Origin of the sequence: Myxococcus sp. NMCA1, from assembly GCF_026810205.1 — a bacterium.
Lineage (GTDB): Bacteria > Myxococcota > Myxococcia > Myxococcales > Myxococcaceae > Myxococcus > Myxococcus xanthus_A.
This window is the reverse complement of sequence record NZ_CP113950.1, coordinates 5,753,949-5,779,129: the sequence shown is the minus strand read 5'-3', so window position 1 is coordinate 5,779,129 and position 25,181 is coordinate 5,753,949. Positions and strand designations below refer to the sequence as shown.

General features: G+C 68.0%; 15 protein-coding genes. 4 read left to right on the top strand and 11 right to left on the bottom strand.

Annotation, left to right across the window (positions count from 1 at the left end; all coding sequences use genetic code 11):
* The first annotated feature begins 8 nt into the window (after positions 1 to 8).
* Complete coding sequence (locus OZ403_RS23510) at positions 9 to 4,271, top strand: AAA family ATPase (RefSeq protein ID WP_268781798.1); 4,263 nt, start codon at positions 9 to 11, stop codon at positions 4,269 to 4,271.
* Here the strand turns inward: OZ403_RS23510 and OZ403_RS23505 are convergent.
* A complete protein-coding gene (locus OZ403_RS23505) occupies positions 4,264 to 5,679 on the bottom strand; it encodes a B12-binding domain-containing radical SAM protein (protein WP_268781797.1) in 1,416 nt (471 codons plus the stop codon). The two genes, OZ403_RS23510 and OZ403_RS23505, sit on opposite strands and share 8 nt — an antisense overlap.
* 432 nt (positions 5,680 to 6,111) lie before the next feature.
* Between OZ403_RS23505 and OZ403_RS23500 the strand changes: the two genes are divergently transcribed.
* The gene (locus OZ403_RS23500) at positions 6,112 to 6,648 is read left to right on the top strand and encodes a YceI family protein (RefSeq protein ID WP_140793244.1); all 537 of its coding nucleotides are present in this window, start codon (positions 6,112 to 6,114) and stop codon (positions 6,646 to 6,648) included.
* A gap of 7 nt (positions 6,649 to 6,655) precedes the next feature.
* Here OZ403_RS23500 and OZ403_RS23495 read toward each other — a convergent pair whose 3' ends face one another.
* Positions 6,656 to 7,645 carry an endonuclease/exonuclease/phosphatase family protein gene (locus OZ403_RS23495; RefSeq protein WP_268781796.1) on the bottom strand — a complete coding sequence of 330 codons (990 nt, stop codon included), beginning with the start codon at positions 7,643 to 7,645 and terminating at the stop codon, positions 6,656 to 6,658.
* 180 nt (positions 7,646 to 7,825) lie between these two features.
* On the opposite strand from OZ403_RS23495, the gene OZ403_RS23490 reads away from it, so the two are divergent.
* Positions 7,826 to 7,978 (top strand): hypothetical protein, encoded by a 153-nt coding sequence (locus OZ403_RS23490; protein WP_162520984.1) that lies wholly within the window; start codon positions 7,826 to 7,828, stop codon positions 7,976 to 7,978.
* A 16-nt stretch (positions 7,979 to 7,994) separates the two neighbouring features.
* Here OZ403_RS23490 and OZ403_RS23485 read toward each other — a convergent pair whose 3' ends face one another.
* The 8 genes from OZ403_RS23485 to OZ403_RS23450 form a co-directional block, all read right to left on the bottom strand.
* A complete protein-coding gene (locus OZ403_RS23485; RefSeq protein WP_140799011.1) occupies positions 7,995 to 8,297 on the bottom strand; it encodes a hypothetical protein in 303 nt (100 codons plus the stop codon).
* An 82-nt stretch (positions 8,298 to 8,379) separates the two neighbouring features.
* Positions 8,380 to 10,641, bottom strand: a complete 2,262-nt coding sequence (locus tag OZ403_RS23480; protein WP_140793239.1) for an ATP-binding protein — start codon at positions 10,639 to 10,641, stop codon at positions 8,380 to 8,382.
* 12 nt (positions 10,642 to 10,653) lie between these two features.
* Positions 10,654 to 11,841 carry a hypothetical protein gene (locus tag OZ403_RS23475; protein WP_140793237.1) on the bottom strand — a complete coding sequence of 396 codons (1,188 nt, stop codon included), beginning with the start codon at positions 11,839 to 11,841 and terminating at the stop codon, positions 10,654 to 10,656.
* 2 nt (positions 11,842 to 11,843) lie between these two features.
* On the bottom strand, positions 11,844 to 12,461 hold the full coding sequence (locus OZ403_RS23470; protein ID WP_268781795.1) for an ImmA/IrrE family metallo-endopeptidase: 618 nt from the start codon (positions 12,459 to 12,461) through the stop codon (positions 11,844 to 11,846).
* A gap of 107 nt (positions 12,462 to 12,568) precedes the next feature.
* Complete coding sequence (locus OZ403_RS23465) at positions 12,569 to 12,889, bottom strand: hypothetical protein (RefSeq protein ID WP_140793233.1); 321 nt, start codon at positions 12,887 to 12,889, stop codon at positions 12,569 to 12,571.
* A 43-nt stretch (positions 12,890 to 12,932) separates the two neighbouring features.
* Positions 12,933 to 13,532 carry an RNA polymerase sigma factor gene (locus OZ403_RS23460; protein ID WP_268781794.1) on the bottom strand — a complete coding sequence of 200 codons (600 nt, stop codon included), beginning with the start codon at positions 13,530 to 13,532 and terminating at the stop codon, positions 12,933 to 12,935.
* A gap of 696 nt (positions 13,533 to 14,228) precedes the next feature.
* The gene (locus OZ403_RS23455) at positions 14,229 to 15,446 is read right to left on the bottom strand and encodes a glycoside hydrolase family 19 protein (protein ID WP_268781793.1); all 1,218 of its coding nucleotides are present in this window, start codon (positions 15,444 to 15,446) and stop codon (positions 14,229 to 14,231) included.
* 172 nt (positions 15,447 to 15,618) lie between these two features.
* Positions 15,619 to 16,986, bottom strand: coding sequence for an MFS transporter (locus OZ403_RS23450; RefSeq protein WP_268781792.1), 1,368 nt, complete (start codon positions 16,984 to 16,986; stop codon positions 15,619 to 15,621).
* Positions 16,987 to 17,342: 356 nt separating this feature from the next.
* Here OZ403_RS23450 and OZ403_RS23445 point away from each other — a divergent pair, with 356 nt between their 5' ends.
* A complete protein-coding gene (locus OZ403_RS23445; RefSeq protein ID WP_268781791.1) occupies positions 17,343 to 23,807 on the top strand; it encodes a MupA/Atu3671 family FMN-dependent luciferase-like monooxygenase in 6,465 nt (2,154 codons plus the stop codon).
* Positions 23,808 to 23,827: 20 nt separating this feature from the next.
* On the opposite strand, the gene OZ403_RS23440 is transcribed toward OZ403_RS23445, so the two are convergent.
* The gene (locus OZ403_RS23440; protein WP_268781790.1) at positions 23,828 to 24,613 is read right to left on the bottom strand and encodes a phytanoyl-CoA dioxygenase family protein; all 786 of its coding nucleotides are present in this window, start codon (positions 24,611 to 24,613) and stop codon (positions 23,828 to 23,830) included.
* Positions 24,614 to 25,181: the final 568 nt, after the last annotated feature.

The following is a 25,181-nucleotide window of genomic DNA, read 5'->3' as shown; positions in this document are numbered from 1 at the left end:
GCACGGCCATGTCTCCGGTGGACATCGACCCCATCCTCGCGACGTTGGCGCCCTACATCCCCGGCGCCGTGCTCCGGCGTCTGGAGCGCACGGAGGCGCATGCGCTGCCGCTCGTGGAGCCGGTGCGAGGCGCCATCCTGCTCCTGGACATCGCGGGCTTCACGCCCATCGTCGTCAGCCTGAGCGGCGCCGGGCCCCGGGGCATCGATGCGCTCCAGCGGCTCCTGACGAGCTACTACACGGAGATGATCGACGTCGTGAAGGACCACGGCGGCGACATCTACCAGTTCGCCGGTGACTCCATCCTGGCCTGCTTCGAGGTGGAGCCGGGCGTGGACGCCAGCGGCGCGGTGCAGCGCGCGGCCCGGTGTGCGTTGGACGTCCAGCAGCGGCTGTCCCGCTTCGCGCAGTTGGAGCTGCTGGGCCAGCGCTTCAGCGTGTCGTCGCGCATCGGCATCGGGTTCGGCGAAGCCCACCGGGTGGTGCTGGGCGCCACGGGCATGTGGATGCACCCCGCGCTCATCGGCCAGCCGCTGGCGCAGGCGGTGGCGGCTGAGAAGCGGGCCACGGTGGGGGAGGTGCTGCTCAGCCCGGAGGCGTGGGCCCTGCTGCCGGAGCCGGCCCGTCAAGGCGAGGCCCGCGGCAACGCGTACCGCCTGGCGCCCACCGCGCCGTTGCGCGTGCCTCCAGCGCCCGGCTTCGTGTTGCCCTCGGGGCCGGAGATGGTGGCCCGGTGCTCGCTGCTGCTGCACCCGGTGCTCTTCACGAAAATCACGACGGCGCACCAGGAGTTCAGCGGCGACTTCCGCGACGTCACCTGCTTCTTCCTCCGCTTCGACAGCCAACGTGCGTCCGCACGGCCGGAGGACTTCACCCGCGAGCTGAACGCCTTCTACGAATACGTCCAGCGGGAGAGCGCACACCACGGCGGCGTGTTGCTGATGACGGACTTCACCGACAAGGGGAACGTCCTCTACGTCATCTTCGGCGCGCCCACGGCCTTGCAGAGCAAGGAGGTGCTGGCCTGCCGGCTCGCGTGCAAGCTGATGCGGGAGCGGGAGTCGTTCCCCTTCGTCTCATCGCTGCAGATTGGTATCGCCACCGGTCCGGCCTACTTCGGCGACATGGGCTCGCCCTGGCGCAAGGGGTACTCCGCGCTCGGCGAGGTGGTGAACATGGCCGCCCGCCTGATGACACACGGGCAGGGCAGCGGCATCCACATCGACGCGCAGACGGAGCGCAAGCTGCACCAGGGCGGCTTCGACACCGAGTTCGTGGAGGATGCGCGGCTCAAGGGCGTGTCACGCGCGGTGCCTGTATACCGGCTGTCGGCGGAGGTGCGCCGCAGCCTGTTCCTCAAGGGCAAGGGAGACATCGTCGGCCGGCAGCGCGAGGTGGAGGCGCTGCGCCAGGCCGTCGACGAATCGCTGGAGGGCCACGGCCGCATCTGCGTGGTGTCGGGCGAAGCGGGCATCGGCAAGTCGCGGCTGGGCGCGAAGGTGGTGGAGGTGGCGGAGGCGCGGGGGGCCCACAGCCTCTACGGCATCTGCTACTCGTACGAGATGTTCACGCCCTTCTTCCCGTGGAAGGAGGTGCTGGTCCAGCTCTTCGGCCTGCACGAAGGCGACGACGTGGAGACGCAGCTGTCCCGGCTGCGCCAGGGCTTCGCGGGCCTGGAGGACACGGGACCGGAATGGATACCCGTGCTCGCGGGCATCCTGGGGCTGCACGTGGAGGAGTCGTCCCTCACGCGCGACCTGGATGCCCGGCGGAAGAATCAGAAGCTCTTCCAGATCATCCTCCAGCTCCTGGAGAAGCTGTCGCGCCAGGCGCCGGTGCTGCTCTTCTTCGAGGACCTGCACTGGGCCGACAACATCTCCGTCGACCTCATCGAGTACGTCGCCGCGCGGCTGTCCCCGCTGCGGGTGACGCTGCTGGTGACGATGCGGCCGGGCGTGCACCTCAAGAGCCTCAAGGGGCTGCCCGGGCTGCGATGGTTGGACTTGTCCAGCCTGGATGACGAGGACACGCGGGCGCTGCTGCGGCTGCACCTGCGCATGGAGACGCCGGACACGGCGCTGGAGGACCTGCTGCTGGCCAAGGTGCAGGGCAACCCGTTCTTCACCGAGTCCATCGTCCAGGGCATGGTGGAGAAGGGCTACCTGGGACCGGTGGCGCCGGGCGCGGAGCGGTTGGAGCTCAAGCGCAGCCTGCAGGGGCTGGAGCTGCCGGACTCCATCCAGGATGTGGTGCTGGCGCGCATCGACCTGCTCACGGAGACGGAGAAGCTGGTGGTGCGCGTGGCCTCCGTGGTGGGCCGCATCTTCACGCTGGAGGCGGTGGCCGCGCTGGCGCCCGGCTCGGTGTCCCCGGAGCGGATTCGCGAGGCCATCGACACGCTGACGCGGCTGGGGCTCATCCTCCTGGAACTGGAAGAGCCCTTCACCTGCATCTTCAAGCACATCGTCATCCGCGACGTGGCGTACACCACGCTGCTGGTGTCCGCGCGCGAGGACCTGCACCGGCGCATGGCGCGCTTCATCGAGGCCCGCGCCGGGGACAACCCCGTCAAGTCGGCGGGAATCCTGGCCTACCACTCGCTGGCGGGAAACGACGAGGTGAAGGGCCTGGAGTACACGCTGATGGCGGCGCGCAGCGCGCGCGAGCAGTACGCCAACGACGACGCCGTCCACCACTACAACCGGGCCATGGAGATTCTGGGTGGCACCGTGGCGTTGGACCCGGAGGAGGTCCTGCGCAAGACGCACGTCGTGATGAAGGAGTTGGCGGAGACGCTGCTCAACGCGGGCAACTACGCGGGCGCCATCCTCATGTTCGAGCAGTGCCTGGCGGACGAGGAGCAGGTGCCGCGCCGCGCGGAGATTCACCTGGGCCTGGGCCGGGCCCACCAGGAGAAGGGCGAGTCGAAGCGCGCCATCCAGGAGCTGGAGACGGCGCTGGAGCTCATGGGGCGCACGATGCCGCGGAGCATGGCGGCGCTGGTGCTGCGCTCGGTGCTGGCCATGGGGCTGCACCTGCTCTACGGCCTGTTCCCCTGGCTGGTGCGGCCACTGGGCGCGCGGCTGCCGCTGTACTTGAAGCAGCTGTCCACGCTCATCTCGCTCATCAAAATCTACTACTTCGCGGACATCGGGAAGCTCACCTGGGCCACGCTGGTGGCCACGACGATGGCGGAGCGCTCGCGCAGTGAGTACGGCCTGAGCCTGGCGACCAGCTACTACGGCTCGCTGCTGTTCGGCTCGGGGATGGTGGGGCGCTCGGGGTACTGGTGCCAGCGCGCGCTGGAGCATGCGCGGCGCTCACGGGATACGGCGGCGGAGGGCGTGGCGCTGAGCCGGCTGGCCACGCAGTCCATCTTCACCAACGCGCAGGCCCGCGCCACGGAGTACGGCGAGCAGGCGGTGGCGCTGCTGCGGCAGGTGGGGGACATGTGGGAGGTGCAGACGGGCCTGATGATGCTGGCCACCAGCCAGTTCATGGCCTCGCGCTTCGAGGATGCGGAGCGTGCGTACCTTGAGATGGGCCGCGTGGGGGTGGAACTCAACGCGTTGATGCATCAGGGGTGGTCGCACGCGTGGGTCCCCATGTGCCGCTACCTGCGTGGCGACGGGGACGTGGGCGAGCTGTGCGCGGAGCTGGAGGAAGGCCTGCGCATCAGCATCGACGTACAGGACCTGGCCAACCAGTGCGCCAGCCTGAATCACCTGGTCAACGTGGCGGTGCGCGAGCACCAGGTGGAGGAAGCGGCGCTGATGGCGGTGCGCGCCGACGAGGCGCTGTGGCGCTACCACGTGCTGGTGCCCTTCCTCCAGATTGGACTCGTGGACGCGGCGGAGGGCGCGCTCTTCGCGCTGGAGCAGGGGGCCGTCTCCGTGCCGCGCGAGCAGCTGTGGGCCCTCTACCGCCGCTGCGCGCTCAAGGCGCGAGCGTTGGGGGCGCTCTATCCGTACCTGCGCGGCCCGGCCATGCGGGTGATGGCGCGTGCGAAGGCGCTCGAGCGGGGCGCGAAGGCCGCGGAGCCGTTGTTCGACCGCGCGCTCAAGGTGCTGGAGGCCACGCCCAACCGCTGGGAGACGGGCGTGGGCTACCTGGACGCGGCGGCGGCGTTGCCTCACAGGCGCACGGCGTTGCTCGCCCGCGCGCGTGACATCTTCACCGCCATCGATGCGCAGGCGGAGCTGCGGCGGGTGGAGCGGCTGGAGTCCGGTCCTCAGGATACGGCGCCGATGCTGGCGGCGGCGCTCACGTGAGCCGCTGCGGCTGAAGGCCAAGCTGGGCCATCTGCTGCGTGTCCCAGTACTCCAAGGCGTCCTGCCCGGCGATGTAGCGCCGTGCCGTGTTCCTCACCGGGTTTCGGATGCTCACGATTTCGGGCCCGGAGAAGAGGATGGTCTGCTTGTACCGGGGCATGTCGCTCATCGTGAGCTTGGACCAGTAGTGGCGGGCGATGTTCGGCAGGCTGCCGAGCTGCGCGCAGAGCCGGTGGAAGTGCTCCACCACCTCCGATGTGTCCAGGTTCTTGGGACGGTGGCAGAGCGTGTAGCCGTCGTAGTCGCGGCTCAAGGTGCCCGGCAGCAGTCGGTTCTCTGCCTGGAGCTCGCGGAAGAAGGGCGTCTCCGGGTAGGGACAGACGATGCCCAGGAAGGTGACGGAGAAGTACTGGAGGTCGGAGAGGTACTCGGGGAGCTTCTCCAGGTACGCGTTGGTGTCTCCGTCCGAGCCCACGATGAGGCCGAAGGACAACAGGATGCCGGCGGAGAAGACGCGGCGGATGACGGCGTCCACTTCGCTCAGCTTGTTCTGGCCCTTGTTCATGGCCTTGATGGAGTCGGGGTTGAGGGACTCCAGGCCGGTGTAGACGTAGCGGCAGCCCGCCTTGGCCATCAGCTTCACCAGCGACTCGTCCTTGAGGACGTTGAAGGTGAGGGCGCAGCCCCACGTCTTCTTGAGCGGGATGAGGGCCTCGCACAGCTCGCGCAGGTATTTCGGTGAGCCACCGAGGTTGTTGTCGAGGAATACGAAGGCGTTATCCATCAGCCCCATGAAGTTGGGGTTCCAGTGCATGTGCTGCTGGATTTCGTCGATGACGTGGGCGACGGGGCGATAGCGGTAGCGCTCATTGCCGGTGAGGACGCAGAAGTTGCAGGAGAAGGGGCAGCCGCGTGAGGCCTCGATGCCCGGCAGGCGCAGCTTGTTGTGGGTGAAGTCGATGAGGTCGTAGCGGTAGGGCCGGATGGCGGCGGGGCCCAGTGGCGGGCGCTGGTAGCGCGGCTGGAGCTGGCCCTTCTCGAAGTCCTCGATGAGCGCGGGCACGTTGGCCTCGGGCTCGCCGGTGATGACGGCGTCGAAGTACTGCTGGGCGTCGTCCGGGAAGTAGCTGGCGTGACGGCCGCCGGCGACCGTCGTCATGCCGCGCTGTCGGAAGAGGGTGGAGAGCACCTTGGTGTGCTCGTAGAAGGAGTGCAGATAGGAGAAGAAGACGAGGTCCCAGTGGCGGTCCATCGGGATGTCGCACTCCTTCTCGTTGAAGATCTCCACCTCCGCGTGCGGGGGGCACAGGCCGGCGATGAGCTCCGGCACGGAGGACTGCATGATGGAGGGCTCTTTGAGGCGCAGCCGGGTGGGGTGCGTGTACGTGGCGATGACAGCGATCCGCATGCGATGACGTGGCTCCAAGACGAGGCGGCGTGGCCACGGTGCGGCAAGGAGCATCTGTCACATGGTACGGCTCCCCCCGGCCTGACCGTGAAAGCAGAATCCCCCCATTTCAGGCTTCACGCAAAATGACAGCGACTTGAAGTTGGGGGTACGCGGGTTCCGGTGGGGCTGGGCTGGGTCGAGGGCCTCCGACGCGAGCGATGCAGGAACGTCCACTCCACTCCCCGCAACACGGGCTCAAGCGGAAGGATGAGACGGAACCATCGCAAGTTCCAGACTGTCGTGTTTCGCGCGCGGCTCCTCGTGCATCCGGCTTCGTCACACCGTGTGCATGGAGTTTCAATGAGTGGGTCATTATCTAGGCAGGGTCAGCTTGCGCCCCCCGGCGCGCACCGGTTTTTCCCCGCCCCCTCATCCGCCGAGCGCCCTCCCATGTCTGTCAGCACCTGGAACATCGACGCTTCTCACTCGTCCATCCTCTTCGTCGCGCGCCACATGGTGGTGGCGCGGGTCCACGGTCGCTTCGAGCGCTTCTCCGGAATCCTCCGTGTGAATCCCGAGCAGCCCACTCAGGGTGAAGTCGAGATGACCGTGGAAACGGCGAGCATCTACACCGGCTCGACAGACCGGGACGCGCACCTGCGTTCTCCAGACTTCCTGGATGCCGAGGCCGCGCCCCGGCTCACCTTCCGCGGCACCAAGGTCGAACCCGCGGGCGGCGCCAGCTTCCGTCTCCTGGGTGACCTCACCATCCGCAACGTGACGCAGCCCGTGGCCTTCGACGCCCGGCACATCGGCACGTCGAGGGACCCGTGGGGCAACTCGCGGCTCATCTACTCGGCGCGCACCACCATCAACCGCACCGACTACGGCATCCGCTGGAACAAGACGCTCGACAATGGCGGCTGGCTCGTCAGCGAGAAGATCGATCTCGAGCTCGACATCCAGGCCATTCCCGCGACGGCCTGAGCCGGCCTCAGGGCGCGGGCAGGAAGTCCGCGTACACGGCGGCGTGGTCTGACCCGCCATAGCCGCCCCGTGGGTCCCTCGCCGTGCGGAACGAGCCGGGCACATACGAGCCCCCGCCGCGCGCCAGGTACAGGTGGTCGATGGCCTGGAGGTCGCCGCGGTAGGCATACGTCCACGTCTCGCTGTCCGGCCGGTCGCTGGAGACGCGCAGCAGCGCGCCGTCGCGCTCCAGCGCGGTGATGGGCTCCGAGCCCGGTACGTCGTTGAGGTCTCCCCCAAGGATGACCAGCGCGTCTGGAGCCGCCTGGGCCGCGCCCGCGACGACGTCCCGCGTCGCCACGGCCTCGGCGAAGCGGCGCCCGGCGTCGTCGTTGGACTTGGAGCGGAAGTGCGCGGAGAAGACGATGACCTTCTTCCCGTCCACGTCCAGGTGGACCTCCAGCAACTCGCGGGAGAACCGGGTGGCGGAGCCATCCGGGCGCCACAGCGTGCGTTCCCGATGCCCGCGGACGTCGGTGATGGGGTGAACGGAGAGGACGGCCACGTCCACGGACGCCGGTGCGCCCGTCTCGCCCAGTTCTGAATAGCCGAAGCGGGGGAGCCGTGACGTGAGCGCGTCGAGCGAGGCCTGGGTTTCCACCTCCGCCAACAGCACCACGTCGGCGTTCAGTCGCGAGATGGCGGACGCGAGCCGGTCCGCCTGGAGGCCGAGCTCGGAGGGGGTGGGCAGCGCCTCGTAGTTGCTGCCGCCGCACTCACTGGAGTCGCACACCGTGTCAAAGAGCCGCTGCACGTTGAAGGCCGCGATGCGCACGCTGCCTTCGAGCGCGGTGTCGGGCGGTTGCTGCGGTACACAGGCAGCCCCGACACACGGTTCATCCGGCCCCGGTGGTGTTCCACGCCCCTCGCAGGCGGACAGCGACAAGAGGGCGGCCAGCAGGGCAGCGGCGCGGAGGCGGTTGCGGTCCCGCGACGCAGGAGGAAGGGGGCGTGACATGGGGCCGTGAGACTACCCCATCGCGGCCCTGGCGCGGGCAGGCAGGCGGGGCGCAGCGTCGCTAGGAGGCGTCCTTATCTCACGCGCATTGCTTCCTGCTGAGCGTTACGACATGACAACGCACGGCGGTGGGTTTCGAGATTACCGTACGGACAGTTTGTGCGGAGGGGAGTGCGCGGCATGGTGATCGAGATTCTGATTGGCGCAGCGGTGATGACGCTCATCACCGTGATTTTCACTGGGCCCGGCATGTGGAGCTCCACCTGGGGCTACCGGAAGAGGGAGGGGCAGGACGCGTCGAGGTCCTCCGGCGAGAAGAACAAGAAGGCGTAGTCTCCCTCGCCCGGCGTCACTGGCAGATGCCGGGGCAGTCCTTGGCTCCCGAGCCAGGCGAGCAGGCATCCAGCGGGTCATCCACGCATCGTGTCCCCGTCGACACGCAATCGCCATGGAACCCACCGCAGCATTCGACGTACCCCTGCGGCACGTCGCACGGCGTCGCGAAGCTCCGGCACTCGGCGTCGCCCGATGCAGGCCGAGCGAACACCCGCACCTGTGCGCAGGCATCGCCGTCATCGTCGGAGGTTCCGCTGCATGCCGGGAGGAGCAGCGGGGCCACGACCGCGAGCGCGGCCTTCATGCGTCGGTTCATGTCCGCTATCTGGCCAGGGCTGGCCCTCGCGTCCAGTCCCCCCGCACCCAAGGTGTCAGGGGGATGAAACGCGGGGCGCGTGTCACTCCACCAGCAGCCGTTTCACCGGTGCGGGGTCCACCGCGACCATCAGCGGCCGGGTGAAGTTGCTGAACGACACCAGCGCCTGACCGGGGGCCAACCGCGACACCCGGTTCCAGAGGCTCTCGTCGATGCTGCCCGCGGTTTTCTGCATGCGCGAGATGACAGAGCTGTCGGCGATCTTGTGGATGACGAAGTTGTTGATGAGGCCCAGCACCTCGTTGGGCAGGTGCTGCGGAAGCTGGGTGACGAAGACGAGCCCCATCCAGCGCTTGCGGCCCCGCTTGGCAATCTTCGCCACCTGCTCGAAGAGCACGGGCATCTGGGCAATGCGGTTCGCGGAGAGGAACTCGTGGGCCTCTTCGATGATGATGAGGACCGGCGTGACCGATTGGTCCTTCGCGTTGGCCCGCTCGTAGCGTCGCTCCTGCGCTTCCTGGAGGCCTCGCAGGATGTCTGCGATGACCAGGTTGTTGAGCTGCGGTGAGTCCGTGTCCGACAGGTCGATGACGGAAACGCGCCCGGGCGTGAGCATGGACTCATAGGCCACGCCTTGCTCGCTACCCACGTCGAAGATGCCCAGGCGCCGCAGTCGGTGGAGTTTGCTGGCCAGGGCCTTCCAGCTGATTTCGTGCCGGCTGCTCTGGGCCATGACGCGCGCCATGACCCGGCCGAAGTTGCTCTTGAACTCGGTGCGCAGCATCAGTCCGCGCGATGGCGCCTTGGCGGTGACGTCCGGGTCGGCCTCCGCGTCGTCGTTCTCTTCGAGAAGGGACGCCTGCTTCCGAGGGGTGGCACGTGATTTACCGCGCGTCTCCGACTTGCCTTCGTCACTGAGGCTGTAGATGTACGCGCTGACCACGTCCAGCACGTGGTCGATGGTCATGTGGGGAAAGCCCGTGGACAACTCGTCCACGTCGAGGACCTGGCGGCGCTCTTCTTCCGTCTGCGGGTAGATGTTGAAGTCTTCGAGCAAGAGCTTGGTGACGTCGTAGGCCTTGAGGAACCGCTCCTGCTGTGCGTCCGACATGTCGAGAATCTCGGCGAGCGCGTACGGCGACAGGCTGGAGAACTTGAGCGAGAACGAGTGCTTGTTCCGGTGTCGCGGATTGAGGCTGTCGCGCCCGGTGAGGTGGTGGATGTGCAAGTCCTTGACGCCCTGCGGACGCTGGCCTCGCCGTTTGAGCGCCTCGAGCATGGCGGCATGGTCCGTGGGCTGGTCCACGTGCGTGTATTCACCCTCCACGTCGAAGACGATGGTCGCGATGCCATCCGCCTGGGCTCGGTGGATGAGCGTGGCCACCGTGGTGGACTTGCCGCCGCCCGTCGTTCCGATGATGCCCGTGTGGCGTGGAAGGATGGATTTGTCCCGGGGATTGAGCCGGGCCTCCATCTTTTCGTACCCGACCACCAGCCCCAGGCACATGTCGCCGCCGACGCCCAGCACGCGAGCGCTCTCCGCCTCGTCGAGCAGGAAGACGGGGCTCTGCGGCCGGGGCCGGAAGCGGGGAGGCTTCAGCGTGCCTTCGACCTCCTCTCCGACAATCTCAATCTCCGCACGCCCGTGATAGTCGAATGTGTACGCCAGCTTCTTGCCGTGGGTGACCACGCCAATGGCCATGGTGGAGTTGGCGGGCACCGCGTTCGGTTCCGCGAAGGGGCCCCGCACGACGACGCCCAGGTAGGCGCGGTTGTCCTCCCTCGACCTCACTCGGACCAGCGTCTGGGACGCGAGCAGGTGCAAATCCTCACGCGTGAGCAGCACGGTGATGAGGTTGTCCTGGCTGGATGTGACGTCGAAGTGGGTGAAACCCACCGCCGCTGCCAGCTCTGGATCCACCTGGGGACCGGTATGGGCCTGGTTCCTGAGTTCGTCGAGCTCGTTCAGCGTCTTCGTTGGGGTCGGTCGAACGACCTCACCGTCAGGCTCCCGCGGGGACACGGGCCCAGGGGCCTTGCCATTCATGACAGGTGCTGCCGCCGCGGGGACAGCGCGGTGCTGACCATTCTTCTCGGGCGGCGGCCGGCCAACGCCCAGGCCCGGCATGGGGGCGGGGCGTGTGGGCCCGTTGGTGGGCCTCGCCCCTGGCCTGAACGGTCCATTTCCTGCCGCGGGGTGGCCGGGCGGTGGATCGCCCCAATTGCCTGGATCCTCCGACACGTCACCAGACCGGGTCCCAGCCTGTCCTGAAGCGGCGGATTGCCCCCGGAAAGTCCCGGCACCCGGCGCGCGCTGCCCCCTGCCGTCGTCAGCCATGTTCATGGTCCCCCTGGCCTAATGGCGCTTGGTGTGCTCGTTGAAGAACTCGAGGTTGGCTCCTGCCTGGGCATAGGCGTCATGCACGAGGCCCATGAATCCATCCTCACCGAAGGCGCTCCGGCACGACGCTTCCGCGACATCGAGCAGCATGGGGAATCCCCGATCGGGTCGGAGGATGCTGTCCGCCATGGCGACTCGCGCCGCGAGGTGGACGTGGTCGCGATGCGCATAGAATGAGCGGGGAGGGGTTCGCTCAGATGCGCGAAACACACCGGAGATGACTTCGGGGCAGCATTCCTGCACGAACTTCGCCGCGAGGTTCTGGCTGCGGTCCCCGTACTTCCATTGCTCGATGACCCGCCTCCCATAGCGTTCGAGCGTTTCGAAGATGACGTACTCGCCAGCCTGGAGCGCATGACCAATGGTCAGAATGCCCCGCTCCTCGAGCGTGCTTGGCACGAACACGAACTTCTTCTGCTGGAGAATGAGGCGCCTGAGCACAGTGATGGATGCGCGCAGGAGGCTCATGTAGCCCGAACCCGTGATGAGTTCGTAAGAGCATGGATTGCCATGCCCGATACGCCACTCCGCCTCGGACTTGTCCACGAGCACGGCCCGTTCGGCGTAGGTCTTGATGCCGCGGCGAGCCAGTTTGGAAAGCGACTTCTCGCGAGGACTGGCCGACCGGTCCATCCGCTGGTCGATGCACGCGAGTGCCTCTTGAACTGGATTGGAACGCTGGTCCGACATCTCCTTCCGGAACAGTCGCTGAGAAAATGTTCCGCTCGTCCCTCCGTAACCCACAGCGGCGATTCCAATCTGGGTGATTCCAATTGGCAGGCTCTCGTGGCTCGTCGAGATGCTGTTGACGGCCTCCACCTTCCCAGAGAAGAGCAGGCTCTGATGGACCGTGGCCAATTCTTCGGGTGTGGCCCTGTAGACTCCAGCCTCTTTGGCACCACCGCGAGAGTTCGCGGAGATTTTCGGGAGGACTTGTTGCCGGATGATCTTCTTCACGACGCCCTCCTTGTCCACGGCATTGGCGATTTCCTTTCGGAACCGTGCCATGACGCTCTCCAGGTCGAGCCCCTGCGACCATGTGTCGAGGTTGAGCGTCGTCAGCAGATCCTCTCCAAACGCGTCGAAGAAGTCGTCGTCACCGACGAGGTCCGCTCCGTCTTCGGCGTGAAAACCACCCGCCATGCCTAGCTCCTGTCTTCGCCAAGAAATTCGATGATGGAGAATCGCTGGGCGCGCTCCTGTCGCATGAGCGCGCGGGCATAGCCCCTGGCCTTGTCTTCAGGGAGACCGAAGCGGCTGGCCACCCGCGGTACGCCGTCTTCTCCTGGGGTGATACGGAGCATCCGCCGCACGAGCTCTGCTGGCGCGAGGAACTCGAGCGCCAGCCGGTCTGCTCGCCGTTCGGCTTCCGCAATGGCTCCAGAGGCAAGGTGCCCGGACGGGTTCCTATCCATGAGCTTGACCTGGACACCCAGGGGGACCTGTCCGAAAACCGAGGACAGTCTTTCCTCCAGGCTTGCGTCTCGCTTTCCGTCGAGGACGGGGAGGATTCCTTCTCCGAAGTGGCGCAGGGCTCGCTCGCGGGGAATCACGTGGTCGAGCACGAAGTGCGCGACCTCATGTGCCACGGTGAATCGCTGTTCATCCTCCGAGTCACCCGTATCGTGGAAGAGCAGGGCACTCCCTTTCCAGGCGACCATGCACCCGTATATTTCCCGGTCGGTGTCGGAGATGGGATGCGGAACCTTCCGCTTCGATGTCCACTCCGCCACGTGCGCTGTCGTGAGCTTGGGGATGGGCACCGTCTCCACGGACAGCTGGTATGGGGCTTCTACGGCCAGGTCGCGCGGATAGGAAGTGCATGCCTGGAGCCCGCTGATGGCCATGGCCTCATCCAGCCAACGACCCATCATGGGGTGTCCTCATCGTCATGAATGCGGTCTCTGGCCGCGATTTGGATGCGACTGGCGCCGGTCACCGCCTCGCCTTCGGTATCGGATGTCAGCGCGTCGATGACCTCGACGTGTCGAAGCACTCGGACCAGGACCCGCTCGTTGACCGCGAAGCGGTGAGCGACCGCGATGGTCTGCGTTGCGAAAGAAGCACCAACGGGACGTCGGCAGAGGGACATCCAGTGGAGCTCTTCCAGCGAGCAACCCAGCTGGTTCGCGAGGTCAGTGGTGGTGATGCCTTCAATCGCGAGGTAGCGCTCGAACACATGGCCAAGCATCCAGGCTTTCTCTGTGCTCCGCCTGGCCGCACTCTCAAGCCAATCAGGATTCGTCACCGAAAACCTCCCTTCCAAAGCGCACCAGCCACTTCATGATGCGGTCACGGTTGCGCTTCACTTCGCGCTGGATGTCGACTGCGGGGAGTGCGCGCAGGCCCAGCACTTCGGCAAACTCCTGGGTCGACCGTTCCCCTTGGAGCATGAGTTCGAGGAACGCGCGGTCCACCGGGCAAAGGTCGGATTGTTCGATGCGTTCCACGATTCGCTTCACCTCCGCGGATTGCTCCAAACTGACTTTCGGAGACCACCCTGGAAGTTCGACAAGGGCGCCGAACTTTTCTTCACGCACCTGGCGCCTCGTCGCCGAGCGCTGCCAGTCAGTGACCGTGTTCTTCGCGGACTGGGTCAGGTAGGAGAACAGGCGACCCCGCTGAGGGTCGAAGCGCTCGGGCGCCTCGAAGTAGTCGATCAACACGTCGATAGTGGCGTCACGGGCATCTTCGTAGGTGCAGCCGCGGGCGCGCTTCACGGCCCCGATGATGGGGTCGGCGAGGGCCGCAAACGCTTCCGAGGTCGCCACTGACTCTCGTTGGAGGATGCGCGCATGCAACGCGATTTCCTCGTCTCGTTTTGGATTTTCCATCCTGACTCCTCATCGGAAGGTTCCATTGGCGCGCCCAACTACGTGCGCGCATGTGCTCTTTCGGAGCCGCACTGGCGAGTTCGACGGAAACATGCACCTGCGCCACCCAAATGGTTCATGGCGGGCGCACCGCGTGTCTGTACCTCCCGGGTGGTATGTTCATGGACGGTAATGCAGACAGTGGAGCCAATGCACCTGGGCTCCGTTCGCTGGCTTGGGTGAGTCAGATTTGCCAACGGCGCAGGTCGTCGCGGACTCGGCGTCTGCCAAGGCACCCTGCTTCAGCGTCTGATGTCGTGATGCACTGCGTGGTCTCCTGCTATTCCGGGCGGCGCGGAGCGGGGGCTTCGCGAGACACGGACTGTTCAGGAGTTCTGGCGCGCGTTGCCCATACCACCCGGGTGGTAAAGACAGACCCATCCCTCCAATGCACTCTTCAGGGCGGATGCTGGCGTTGTCCGGTGCACCCCAGGGCGGCTCGGGGGGGACGTTCCGGGAGTGCGGCTGAGGCGGGGAGCGCCGTCAGGCGCGGCAGCGCGTTCCTTCGGGAGACGGGGCAGGGGGCTGCCCGGTTCCGGACGCGGGTGCTGCCAGGGCGAGGTGCTGGAGCCGGGCGGCCTGGAGCATGAGGCCGCCCGGCGTTCGGCGTGAGGCGTGAGGTGGAGGTGCGATCCATCCCCACCTCGGTGACGCGTCTCAGCAGCCCAGGTTGTCGCCAGGGCTCACGCCCAGCATGCCGGTGAAGCGCTGATAGTTGTTGATGCGGCTCTGCACCTGGCCGGGGTTGCCACCATTGCACTCCAGCGAGCCATTGATGGTGCGGATGGTCTCACCGAAGCCGCGGCCGTCGACCATGGCGCGGTGCGCGGACATGGTTCCGGCGCCGGCCTGCGTGGTCCAGAACCAGAACGCGGAGCGCCACGCGGCGTTGGCGTCCTGGGCCAACAGGTCCGGGTTGGTGTGCAGCGGCAGCCCCAGCGCGGTGCCGGCGGCGCAGTAGTTGCCGTTCCAGGACAGCTGGATGGGCCCGCGTCCGTAGTACTTCTTGCCCGCGACGCAGTAGCAGCCCGGCGGACCCCATGCGCCGCAGTAGTCACCGCGATTGATCTCCTCCACGTACACGTAGTTGCCCGTCTCATGGGCCGTGTTGGCGAAGAAGGCCGCCACCTCGCGCTTGCGCGTCTCCAGCGAGCCCGTGTTGGCGAAGGCCGGGAAGGTGCTCGCGGCGGCGATGAGGCTGCTGTACGTGTAGAAGGGGTTCCGGTTCGGGAACATGGCGTTGAACGTGGACTCGCTCAGGATGGCGGCCAGCCCCGTGCCGGGGTTGCCACCGCCACCGTCGATGCGGTCGAACGTCCAGCGCTGGTTCGTGCGCTGCTCGTAGGGGTACTGCACCAGCTCCGTGCCGTTGGCCGTGTTGCCCCAGTACACGTCAATGGCCATGTCGGTGTGACGCGCGCGGATGCTGAACTCGCTGCCCACTTCCTTCACGAAGCGGAACTGCTGGTTCGCTCCGCCGCCATAACCCCACTGGTGGACCAGCGCGTTCGCCGCGGTGCTCGCCTCCTTGATGTCGAGCGCCTTGTTGCTGTTCACGTTGATCATGCTGAAGTAGCCCCCGGACGTGGGCGTGACGCGGAAGCGCTGCGCATTGGTGCCGTTGCAATCCCATTGCTGCACCTTGGCGCCGTCCGCCGTGCTCGACGAGGCGACGTCGATGCACTTGTTCGTCATCACCGAGCGGATGACGTAGGTGCCTTCGGTGATGGTGTCGACAATGGCGGCGCCTTCCACCTGGCCCACTGCTTCGAGGGCGGCGGGCGCTGGCTCGGCGTCGCCACAGCCTCCCAGGGCGCTCAGGCCCCCACAGATTCCCAGCAGGGCCAGACTGCGTGACACGAACTTGCCGGACATGCTTGTGCTCCTTGCGGTCGAGGGTTTCTCGGGCGCTCCACACCTGGGGCGGGCGGAGGCCTTGGCTCCGGGGAGCCGGAGCTGCAAGGACTGTACGGCAATCAGTAAAGCAGGAATAACAGGACAGGCTCGCCGAGCGCGAAGCGTTGACCAGCGGACGCGCCGCGGTGGCTCAGGCTTGCTGTTGAGCGGCGGGGACGGCCTGGGGCAGCAGCGCGTCTGGGAGCTCGTCTTCCACGCCCCGCACGCGCGGAGAGGACCAGGTCAGCAGGACGCTGCCCGCCAGCATCAAGCCCAGGAAGACGTAGAGCAGGGCAATGCCGCGGCCCGGCCCGGTGCCCAGCACCTGGCCGAAGGTGCTGGCCAGGGCGCCGCCCTGCGCCATCCAGGGGTCGAAGAGCTTGTCCGTCAACGGGCCCGCGAGCAGCGCCGCGACGGGCGGGGCAATCAGGGCGAGCATCCGGCGCGTGGCGAATACACGCCCCTGGATGGCGGGGGGCACCTTGCTCTGCCAGATGGCCTGTGAGCAGCCCATGGCCACGGGGGCGGTGAACATGAACACGAAGGCGGCGCACGCGACGAGGAATACGCTGGCGGGGAGCGCCGCCGCCAACAAGGCCAGGCCCGCGACGAGCTCCGCGCCCAACACGCCCCGGATGCGCCGCTTCGGGCCTCCCCAGACGCCCATGGTGATTCCGCCCGCCACCATGCCGACGCCGGAGCAGGAGACGACCAGCCCCAGCGTCGTCGGGTCCGTGAAGCTCAACACCAGCGGGGTGATGAGCACCGTCACCAGCACGGAGAACAGGTTGACGGCGGAGCTGAAGGCCAGCAGGCCCAGGAGGCCGGGGCGCTCGCGGATGAAGCGCCAGCCCAGCGCGATGTCCGTCCACAGCGACTTCCTGGCCTCGGTCTGCTCGGCAGCCAGTTCGGGCTGGGGGATGCGCACGCTCAGCAGCGTGGCCACCGCGAAGAGGAAGGTCGCCAGGTCGATGAGCAACACGCCTTGCAAGCCAATGCTCACCACCAGCACGCCCGCCATCGCGGGGCCCAGAAGCTGGCCCGCGCTCATGGCCAGTTCCACCATGCCGTTGGCCCGGCCCAGGTTCTGCTTGGAGACCAGCAGGGGCGTGGTCGTGGAGAAGGCCAGGATGCGGAAGGTGCTGAAGGCGGCGCTCAGCGCCAGGGGCGGATAGAAGTGCCAGTTTTGAAGGGCCCACAGTCCGGCGCGGTCTGCCGCGACAAGGCACCACATCAAACCAATCGCCATCATCGCGCCCAGGTCCGCCAGCAACATCACCCGCTGGCGGTTGCTGCGGTCCACCATGGAGCCGGCGACGGGGGCGAGCAGCACCATCGGGAGGAACCCGAAGAAGGACGCCAGTGAGTACTCCGTGACGGAGTCACTGTTCTGGTAGACGAAGACACCCACCGAGAACTGGGTGAGCCCCGTCCCCAGTGACGAGATGAGCTGACCCAGCCAGATGAGACTGAAGACCCGGGCAGGGTGTGTGACGACGTGCCTGCTTGAAAATGCCATGCCGTCAGCGGGCCTTCCGCGGACGTGCGCCGCTCGGTGTCAGATGCATGGCTAGAGTCTTCGTGAGCACGGCCGGGACGTCCAACCGGATACCGCGTTCTTTTTATCAGGAACCGCTATCGCTGTAATAATAGATCTTATCGTTTATATGGACAAGCAGGCAACGGCGGTGGCACAAGCTGCGCTGTATCGAGGGGGCGGGCTCAAGCGCGGTACGAGCGTGCTTCCTCTTCCGGGCGAAGCGGCATGCTGTCTCGGGGAGCCTTGGCCGGAAGATGTCTACCGGGGGGTCTCCGTGCTCAGTCAAGGGTCGTGGCCGCGTGTCAACCCGGGCCGTGTCCAGCGCTGGAGAAGACATGACCGAGCACATCGAGCCGCGAGCTCACCGTTTCCCCACCCTGGTGGACGTGTTGTGTCAACGCGCCGAGTCTCAAGGCGACGCGCTGTTGTATCGCTTCCTGGAGACAGGAGACGTGGACGGCCCGGTGGAGGAGTGGACCTACCGGCGGCTGGATTCACGGGCGCGGTCGCTGGGGGCTCGGCTGCGTGCCCTGGGCGCGAAGGGGGAGCGGGCGCTGCTGCTCTACCCGCCCGGCCTGGAGTTCGTCGCGGGCTTCATGGGCTGTCTGTATGGCGGCGTCATCGCCGTGCCGTGTTACCCGCCGGACCCCACGCGGTTGGATCGCACGCTACCGCGCCTTCGCGCCATCGCCCGGGACTGTGGCGCGCGCTACGTGCTGACGACGAGCACCATCCAGGAGATGGCGGAGTTCCTCACGCCGCAGGCTCCCGAGCTGGGTGAGCTGCAGTGGATTGCCAGTGACGCGGTGCCGGAAGCCGAGGCCGCGGACTGGAAGCGCCCGGACCTGACGTCCGAGTCGCTGGCCTTCTTGCAATACACGTCGGGTTCCACGGGCAACCCGAAGGGCGTCAAGGTCAGCCATGCCAACATCCTCCACAACGAGTCGTTGATTACGCGTGACTTCGGGTTGCAGGCGGAGCGCTCGGTGGGCGTGGGCTGGTTGCCCATGTTCCATGACATGGGGCTCATCGGAAAGGTGTTGCAGCCGCTCTACCTGGGCTTCCCGTGCGTGCTGATGTCGCCCATCGCGTTCCTTCAGCGGCCCTTGCGCTGGCTGGAGGCCGTCTCCCACTTCAAGGGGACGGTCAGTGGTGGACCCAACTTCGCTTACGACCTGTGCGCGCGAAAGGCCCGCGCCGAAGACGTGGCCCGTCTGGATTTGAGCCACTGGGACCTGGCCTTCAACGGCGCGGAGCCCGTGCGGCGCGAGACGATGGAGCGCTTCGCGGAGACGTTCGCGCCCGCTGGCTTCCGGCGCGAGGCCTTCTATCCCTGCTACGGCCTGGCCGAGGCGACGCTCATCGTCAGCGGCGGCGTGAAGGGAACGCCGTGTGTACAGGAGCGCTACGACACCGGCTCGCTGGAACTGGGGCGCGCGAAGCCCGCGTCTGGCGCGGCGGAGGGGCCCACGGCGCGCACGCTGGTGTCCTCCGGTCAGGGCGCGCCGGACCAGCGGCTGCTCATCGTGGACCCGGAGACGCGGGTGCCTCGGGCCTCGAACGAGGTGGGTGAGGTTTGGGTCGCTGGCCCCAGCGTGGCGGGTGGGTATTGGGATCGTCCGGAGGAGACGGCGCATGCCTTCGGCGCGCGGCTCGCCAACGGCGAGGGGCCCTTCCTCCGCACTGGCGACCTGGCCTTCCTGTCGCCGGAGGGCGAGCTCTTCATCACCGGCCGTCTCAAGGATCTACTCATCGTCCGGGGCCGGAACCTGTATCCGCAGGACCTGGAGATGACCGCGGAGCGCGCGCACCGCGCGGTGCGTCCCGGCTGCAGCGCCGCCTTCTCCGTGGACGTGGAGGGGGAGGAGCGGCTGGTGGTGGTCTCCGAGGTCGACGTGCGCGAAGGCTTCGACGGCCCGGCGGTGGTGGGCGCCCTGCGCCGCGCGCTCGCCGATGAGCACCAGGTGCATGCGCACACGGTGGTGCTGCTCCAGGCCCGGAGCATTCCGAAGACGTCGAGCGGGAAGATTCAGCGCCGCGCCTGTCGTGATGGCTTCCTGGCGGGCTCGCTGGAGGTGGTGGAGGTGTCGGGCGAGGAGGCTGCTCCGGTGCCGGAGGCCGTGCCTTCCACGCCGTCCGCGCCCCTGCGCGAGCGCCTGGCCCTGGCGTCCGAGGAGGCCCGTCCGGCGCTGCTGGTGGACTTCCTCCGCGTGGAGGCCGCGCGGGTGCTGCGCACGGCGCCCGCGTCCCTGGCGCCGGAGACGTCGCTGGCCAGCCTGGGGCTCGATTCGCTGATGGCGCTGGAGCTGCACGGCCGGCTGGAAGAGGAACTCGGTGTGTCGCTGCCCGTGGCCTTCCTCTGGCAGCACCCGACGCTGGGGGCCGCCGCCGCGCATCTGGTGGACGCGTGGAAGGGCTCCGCCGCGCCCGCCGTGCCGCCGCTGAAGGCCGGCTCGCTGGAGGGAGAACTGCCGCTGTCGCCCGGTCAGCAGCGCCTGTGGTTCCTGGACCGGCTGGTGCCGGAGAGCGCGCTGTACAACGTCCACTTCCAGCTCCGGCTCTCCGGTGCGTTGGACGTGCCCGCGCTGGAGCGTGCGCTGCAAGGGCTCCTGTCGCGTCACGCGGTGCTGCGCGCGGCCTTCCCCGAAGTGGAGGGCCAGCCGCGCCAGCTCCTGCCGCCCCTGCGTCCGCTGGACGTGGCCCGCGAGGACCTGCGGGCGCTTTCGCCCGCCGAGCGTGACGCGCGGCTGAATCAGCTGGCCCGGGCCCAGGGCGAGGCGCCCTTCAATCTGTCAGAGGGCCTGCTGGTGCGTGCGGCGCTGGTTGCGCTGGAGGAGCAGGAGCACGTGCTCCTGATGACCCAGCACCACATCGTCACCGATGGCTGGTCCATTGGGGTGCTGGCCCGGGAGCTGGCCGCGCTGTACCGCGCGGAGGTGGCTGGCGCCGCCGCGTCGCTGGGCGCGCCCGCCTTGCAGTACGTGGACTACGCACGTTGGCAGCACGGGCTGGGCGGCGCGCTGGACGGGCAGCGTGCCTACTGGGCGCGGAAGCTGGAGAACCTGCCGCGCCTGGAGTTGCCCACGGACTTCCCGCGTCCCCGGGAGCCGGGCTTCCGCGGCGCGCTCCACCGCTTCGCGCTGCCGGCCGAGCTGGTGGATTCGCTCAAGGCGGTGGGCCGGAGCGAGGGCTGTACCTTCTTCGTCACGCTCGCGGCGGCCTGGGCGGCGCTGCTGCACCGCTACAGCGGTCAGGACGACTTCGGCCTGGGCACCATCTTCGCGCAGCGGGACCGGGCCGAGCTGCGTGACGTGGTGGGGTTCTTCGCCAGCACGCTGGTGCTCCGCGCGGACGTGTCGGGCGCGCCCCGTTTCCGGGAGCTGCTGGGCCGCATGCGCCACACGTTCCACGAGGCCCTGGCCCACGCGGACCTGCCCTTCGAGGAAGTGGTGGGCGCGTCGCGCGCGGTCCGTGGCGGCGACAACCCGCTGTTCCAGGCGAACCTGGTGTTGGAGAGCCTGCCGCCGGTGGACATGGACGTGCCGGGCATGCAGTGGCGCCCGGTGCTGCCCGTGCCGGACGGCGCCGTGGAGGGCACGGCGAAGTTCGACCTGCAGCTCGCCGTCGTGGAGACGCCGCGAGGGCTGGAGGGGGCGCTGGAGTACCGCTCGGACCTCTTCTCGGCCGAGACGATGGCGCGGCTCGCGGGACACCTGGAGGCGTTGCTGCGGGGCATCGTCGCTGCTCCGGACGCGCGTGTGGAGGACCTGCCGCTGCTCGGCGAGGCGGAGCGCCGCTCGCTGCTGGAGCGCTGGAACGACTTCACGGCGCCGCTCTCCCAGGACCCTTCGCACTGCATCCACGCGCAATTCCGTGAGCAGGCCGCCCGCACGCCCGACGCGGTGGCGGTGGTCGCCGAGGATGGGACGCTCACCTACGCGGAGCTGGCGCGCCGTGCGTCCGCGCTGGCCTTGCACCTGAGAGGCCTGGGCGTGGGCCCCGAGGTGCGCGTGGGCCTGTGCGCCGAGCGCTCGGCGGAGATGGTGGCGGGGATGCTCGGCATCCTCGAGGCGGGCGGCGCCTACGTGCCCCTGGACCCGGACTATCCCCGGGAGCGGCTCACGTACATGCTGGAGGACTCGGGCGCGCGCGTGCTTGTCACGCAGTCCCATCTGGCGGGGACGCTGCCCGTGGCCGGCCTGCACACCGTGCTGGTGGATACGGCGGAGCCCTACGCGGCGACGCCGGCGTCACCGCTGGCCCTGGGGACCACGCCCGACAACGCGGCGTATGTCATCTACACGTCGGGCTCCACGGGGCGGCCCAAGGGCGTGGTGGTGCCGCACGGGGGCGTGGCCAACTTCTTCGCCGCCATGGACGTGCGCGTGGGCCACTCGCCCGCGGGCGCCTGGTTGGCCGTCACCAGCATCTCCTTCGACATCTCCGTCCTGGAGTTGCTGTGGACGCTCACCCGCGGCTTCAAGGTGGTGGTGCAAGGGGAGGGGGCCTCACTCAAGGCGCCCGCGCGCGCCGCGGGGGCCCGGAAGCGCCCCATGGACTTCAGCCTGTTCTACTTCGCGGATGACGCGGAGGTGTCGCGCGGGGAGAGCAGCTACCGGCTGTTGCTGGAGGGCGCGAAGTTCGCGGACACCCATGGCTTCGCGGCGGTGTGGACGCCGGAGCGCCACTTCCACGCCTTCGGCGGCCTGTACCCCAATCCCTCCGTGGTGGGCGCGGCTGTCGCCACCGTGACGAAGCGCGTGGCCATCCGCGCGGGCAGCGTGGTGCTGCCACTCCACCATCCCGTGCGCGTGGCGGAGGAGTGGTCCCTGGTGGACAACCTGTCCGGCGGGCGCGTGGGCATCTCCGTCGCTTCCGGCTGGCACGCCAATGACTTCGTCTTCGCGCCGGAGAAGTACGAGAAGCGCCGCGAGCTGATGATGGAAGGCATCGACACCGTGCGCCGGCTGTGGCGTGGGGAGACGGTGCGCTTCCCGGGCGGTGGCGGCGCGCAGGTGGATGTGAAGCTGCGCCCCCGTCCCGTGCAGGCGGAGCTGCCCGTGTGGCTCACCGCCGCGGGAAACCCGGAGACGTTCATCTCCGCGGGCCGGCTGGGGTGCAACATCCTCACGCACCTGCTGGGGCAGACGTGGGAGGACCTGGAGAAGAAGCTGTCCCTCTACCGTCAGGCCTGGCGCGACGCGGGCCACGCGGGCGAGGGCCACGTCACCCTCATGCTGCACACCTTCATCGGCGAGGACATGGCGAAGGTGCGCGAGGTGGTGGAGCAGCCCTTCCGCAACTACCTCAAGAGCTCGGCCGACCTGATGCGAGGCCTGGGGAGCACGCTGGGCATCGACATGGATTCGGCCACGGAGGCGGACCTGGACCGGCTCGCCGGCCATGCCTTCGACCGCTACTTCGAGACGAGCGGCCTGTTCGGCACGCCGCGTTCGGTGCGCGAGCGCGTCGGGCAGCTCCAGGCCCTGGGCGTGGACGAGGTGGGCTGCCTCATCGACTTCGGCATTCCCGCCGACACGGTGCTGGCCAGCCTGCCGCTGCTGGACGAGGTGCGGCAGCGCTGCGTGCGGGACAGCCGCCGCGCGGGCACGACGAAGACGATTCCCGATCAGCTCCGCGAGCACGGCGTGACGCACCTGCAGTGCACGCCGTCCCTGGCGCGCGCGCTGCTGTCCGAGCCCGAGTCCGTCGAGTCGCTGGGCGGCCTGCACCGGCTGATGGTGGGCGGCGAGGCCCTTCCGGGCGCGTTGGCCGCGTCCCTGCGCAAGGCGCTGCCGGAGTCCGCCGAGCTGCTCAACATGTACGGCCCCACGGAGACGACCATCTGGTCCTCCACGGCGCGCGTGGCCGAGGAGGAGACGGCGGCGGTCGTCTCCATCGGCACGCCGCTGCTGCGCACGTGCCTGTACGTCCTCGACGCACGGCTGCAGCCGGCACCGGTGGGCGTGGCGGGTGAGCTGTACATCGGCGGCGCGGGCGTGGTGCGTGGCTACCTGGGCCGGCCCGAGCTGACGGCGGAGCGCTTCATTCCGGATGCCTGGGCCCGTGAGCCCGGGGCCCGGCTGTACCGCACGGGTGACCGCGCACGGTGGCGGCCCGACGGCACCATGGAGTTCCTCGGCCGCGTGGACCACCAGCTCAAGGTGCGTGGCTTCCGCATCGAGGCAGGGGAAATCGAGGCGGCGCTCACCTCCCAGCCCTCGGTGCGCGAGGCGGTGGTGGTGGCGCGCGAGGATGTGCCCGGCGACGTGCGGCTCGTTGCCTACGTGGTGCCCGCGCAGGGCGCCACGGTGGAGGCGTCCGCGCTGCGCGACGCCCTGGCGCAGCGGTTGCCGGAACACATGGTTCCGTCGCTCGTCATGGAGCTGCCGGCGCTCCCGCTGACGCCCAATGGCAAGGTGGACCGCAAGGCCCTGCCCGCGCCGAACGTGGTGCGCTCCGCGAAGGCGGCCTTCGTGGCGCCGCAGGGGCAGCTGGAGGAGCAGATTGCCCAGGTGTGGCGCAGCGTCCTCCGCGTGGAGCAGGTGGGCGTGCACGACAACTTCTTCGACCTGGGCGGCCACTCGCTCCTGATGGTGCAGGTGCACACACAGCTCAAGTCGGTGCTGGGACAGGACCTGCCCCTGCTGAAGCTGCTGGAGCACCCCACCATCAGCACCCTGGCGCGTTTCGCGCGGCAGGGGCCCGCGGCGGCGCAGTCCCAGGTGGAAGCCGCGCAGGACCGGGCCAAGCGGCAACTGGAGAGCCTCAAGCGTCAGCGTCAGCGCGCCAGGAAGTAGCGACGCGGGGCGCGCGCGGGCTACGCGCGCGTTTCACTCAGCGCCTGCCGGATGGCGCGTGCCACCGGCGAGGCGTCGTCCTCCGGGCCCTGAACCGCGAAAGGTGTGCGGGACAGGAGCGGCGGCTGGGCCATGAAGCGCGGCCGGGTTCCCTGATGCGGCTGGGCGGAATGGACCAGGAAGGGGTGGCACAAGTACACGGTGCCGGCCTCTCCCGTGGCGAGCGCGAGCGGCCGGTGGGCCGACACGTCGAGCTTCCCGGCGAGCTCCATGAACGTCAGTCCCGTGTCTCCCTCGGGGGCGAGCACGCGGGCGATGTCCCGGTGGGAGCCCACGCGGATGCGGGTGGGGGCGTCGTCCTCTCCCACGTCGGAGAAGAGGAAGAGCATCAGCAGGGCGCGGCCTTTCGACGCCACATTCACTCGCCAGGAGAAAAACGAGCTCGGGTCTTCACCTGGGAAGCTGGCATCGACATGCCAGCCGTCGTCTCCGGGCGCGTCCGGGCTGGGAAAGCGCACGGGGAAGGTGCCCAGGCTGCCTCGGGGGAGCCAGCGTCCGGGCCCCACCAACTGGTCGAACGTGCCTCGCAGCCGGGGCGTGTTCGCCGCCAGCCGGAATGGCTCCTGCGCATAGTCGCCGAGCCGGATGACCGGCTGCTTCCAGGTGGCCGGATTGTCCGGAGCACAGCCCGTGTCGCGCCAGAGCAGCTCGCGGCACGTGTCCGCCAGCTCGCGGGGAAACGCCTGGTCCAGCCGCACGAGTCCACGCTCGATGAACTGCTCCACTTCGCCTGGGGAAAGTTCCATTCGGGTTGCCTCCTCGCGGTCCGGGGCCGCGGACGTTCGGCATCGAATTTCCTGACAGTGCGCCGTGCGGGGCCGGCCGCCCGCGGCGCGGTGCTGTATTGATTTATCATAAGAATTCATGCGCCCGATGATTGCTTCGCGGCGCGGAACTCGGGCTGCCCATCAGGTGGAGCCGGCTGGCGTCTGGAGGACACATCCAGGCCATTGCGTTTGCTGGTGGAACCCCCTGGGCATCGGCCCCGGGGGACGCTGGGCGACTGATAGGTTTTATGTGTATGGGTTCTGAGATTTCCCCGGAATGGCGGTGGCGCGTACTCCGCCCGGCTGACGTGCCAGGTCTGGGAACGTTCTGTTCGCAATTAGTTTTACTGGGGTCGCTCATGTTTGATTTTTAGATCAAACATGCGTCGGTCGGAGTCTTGGTAGTTGAGAGACATGGGTTGCTCCGTTTGGAGTGTCCGGTTCTCGTGAAAGTGCACGAAACGGCTTCGTGCTGATTGGCTTGCGCCAACGTTATGGATTTGGCATTGATCCGCTCTTCCTTGTATCGGGTCTATCGCGGGGGGGA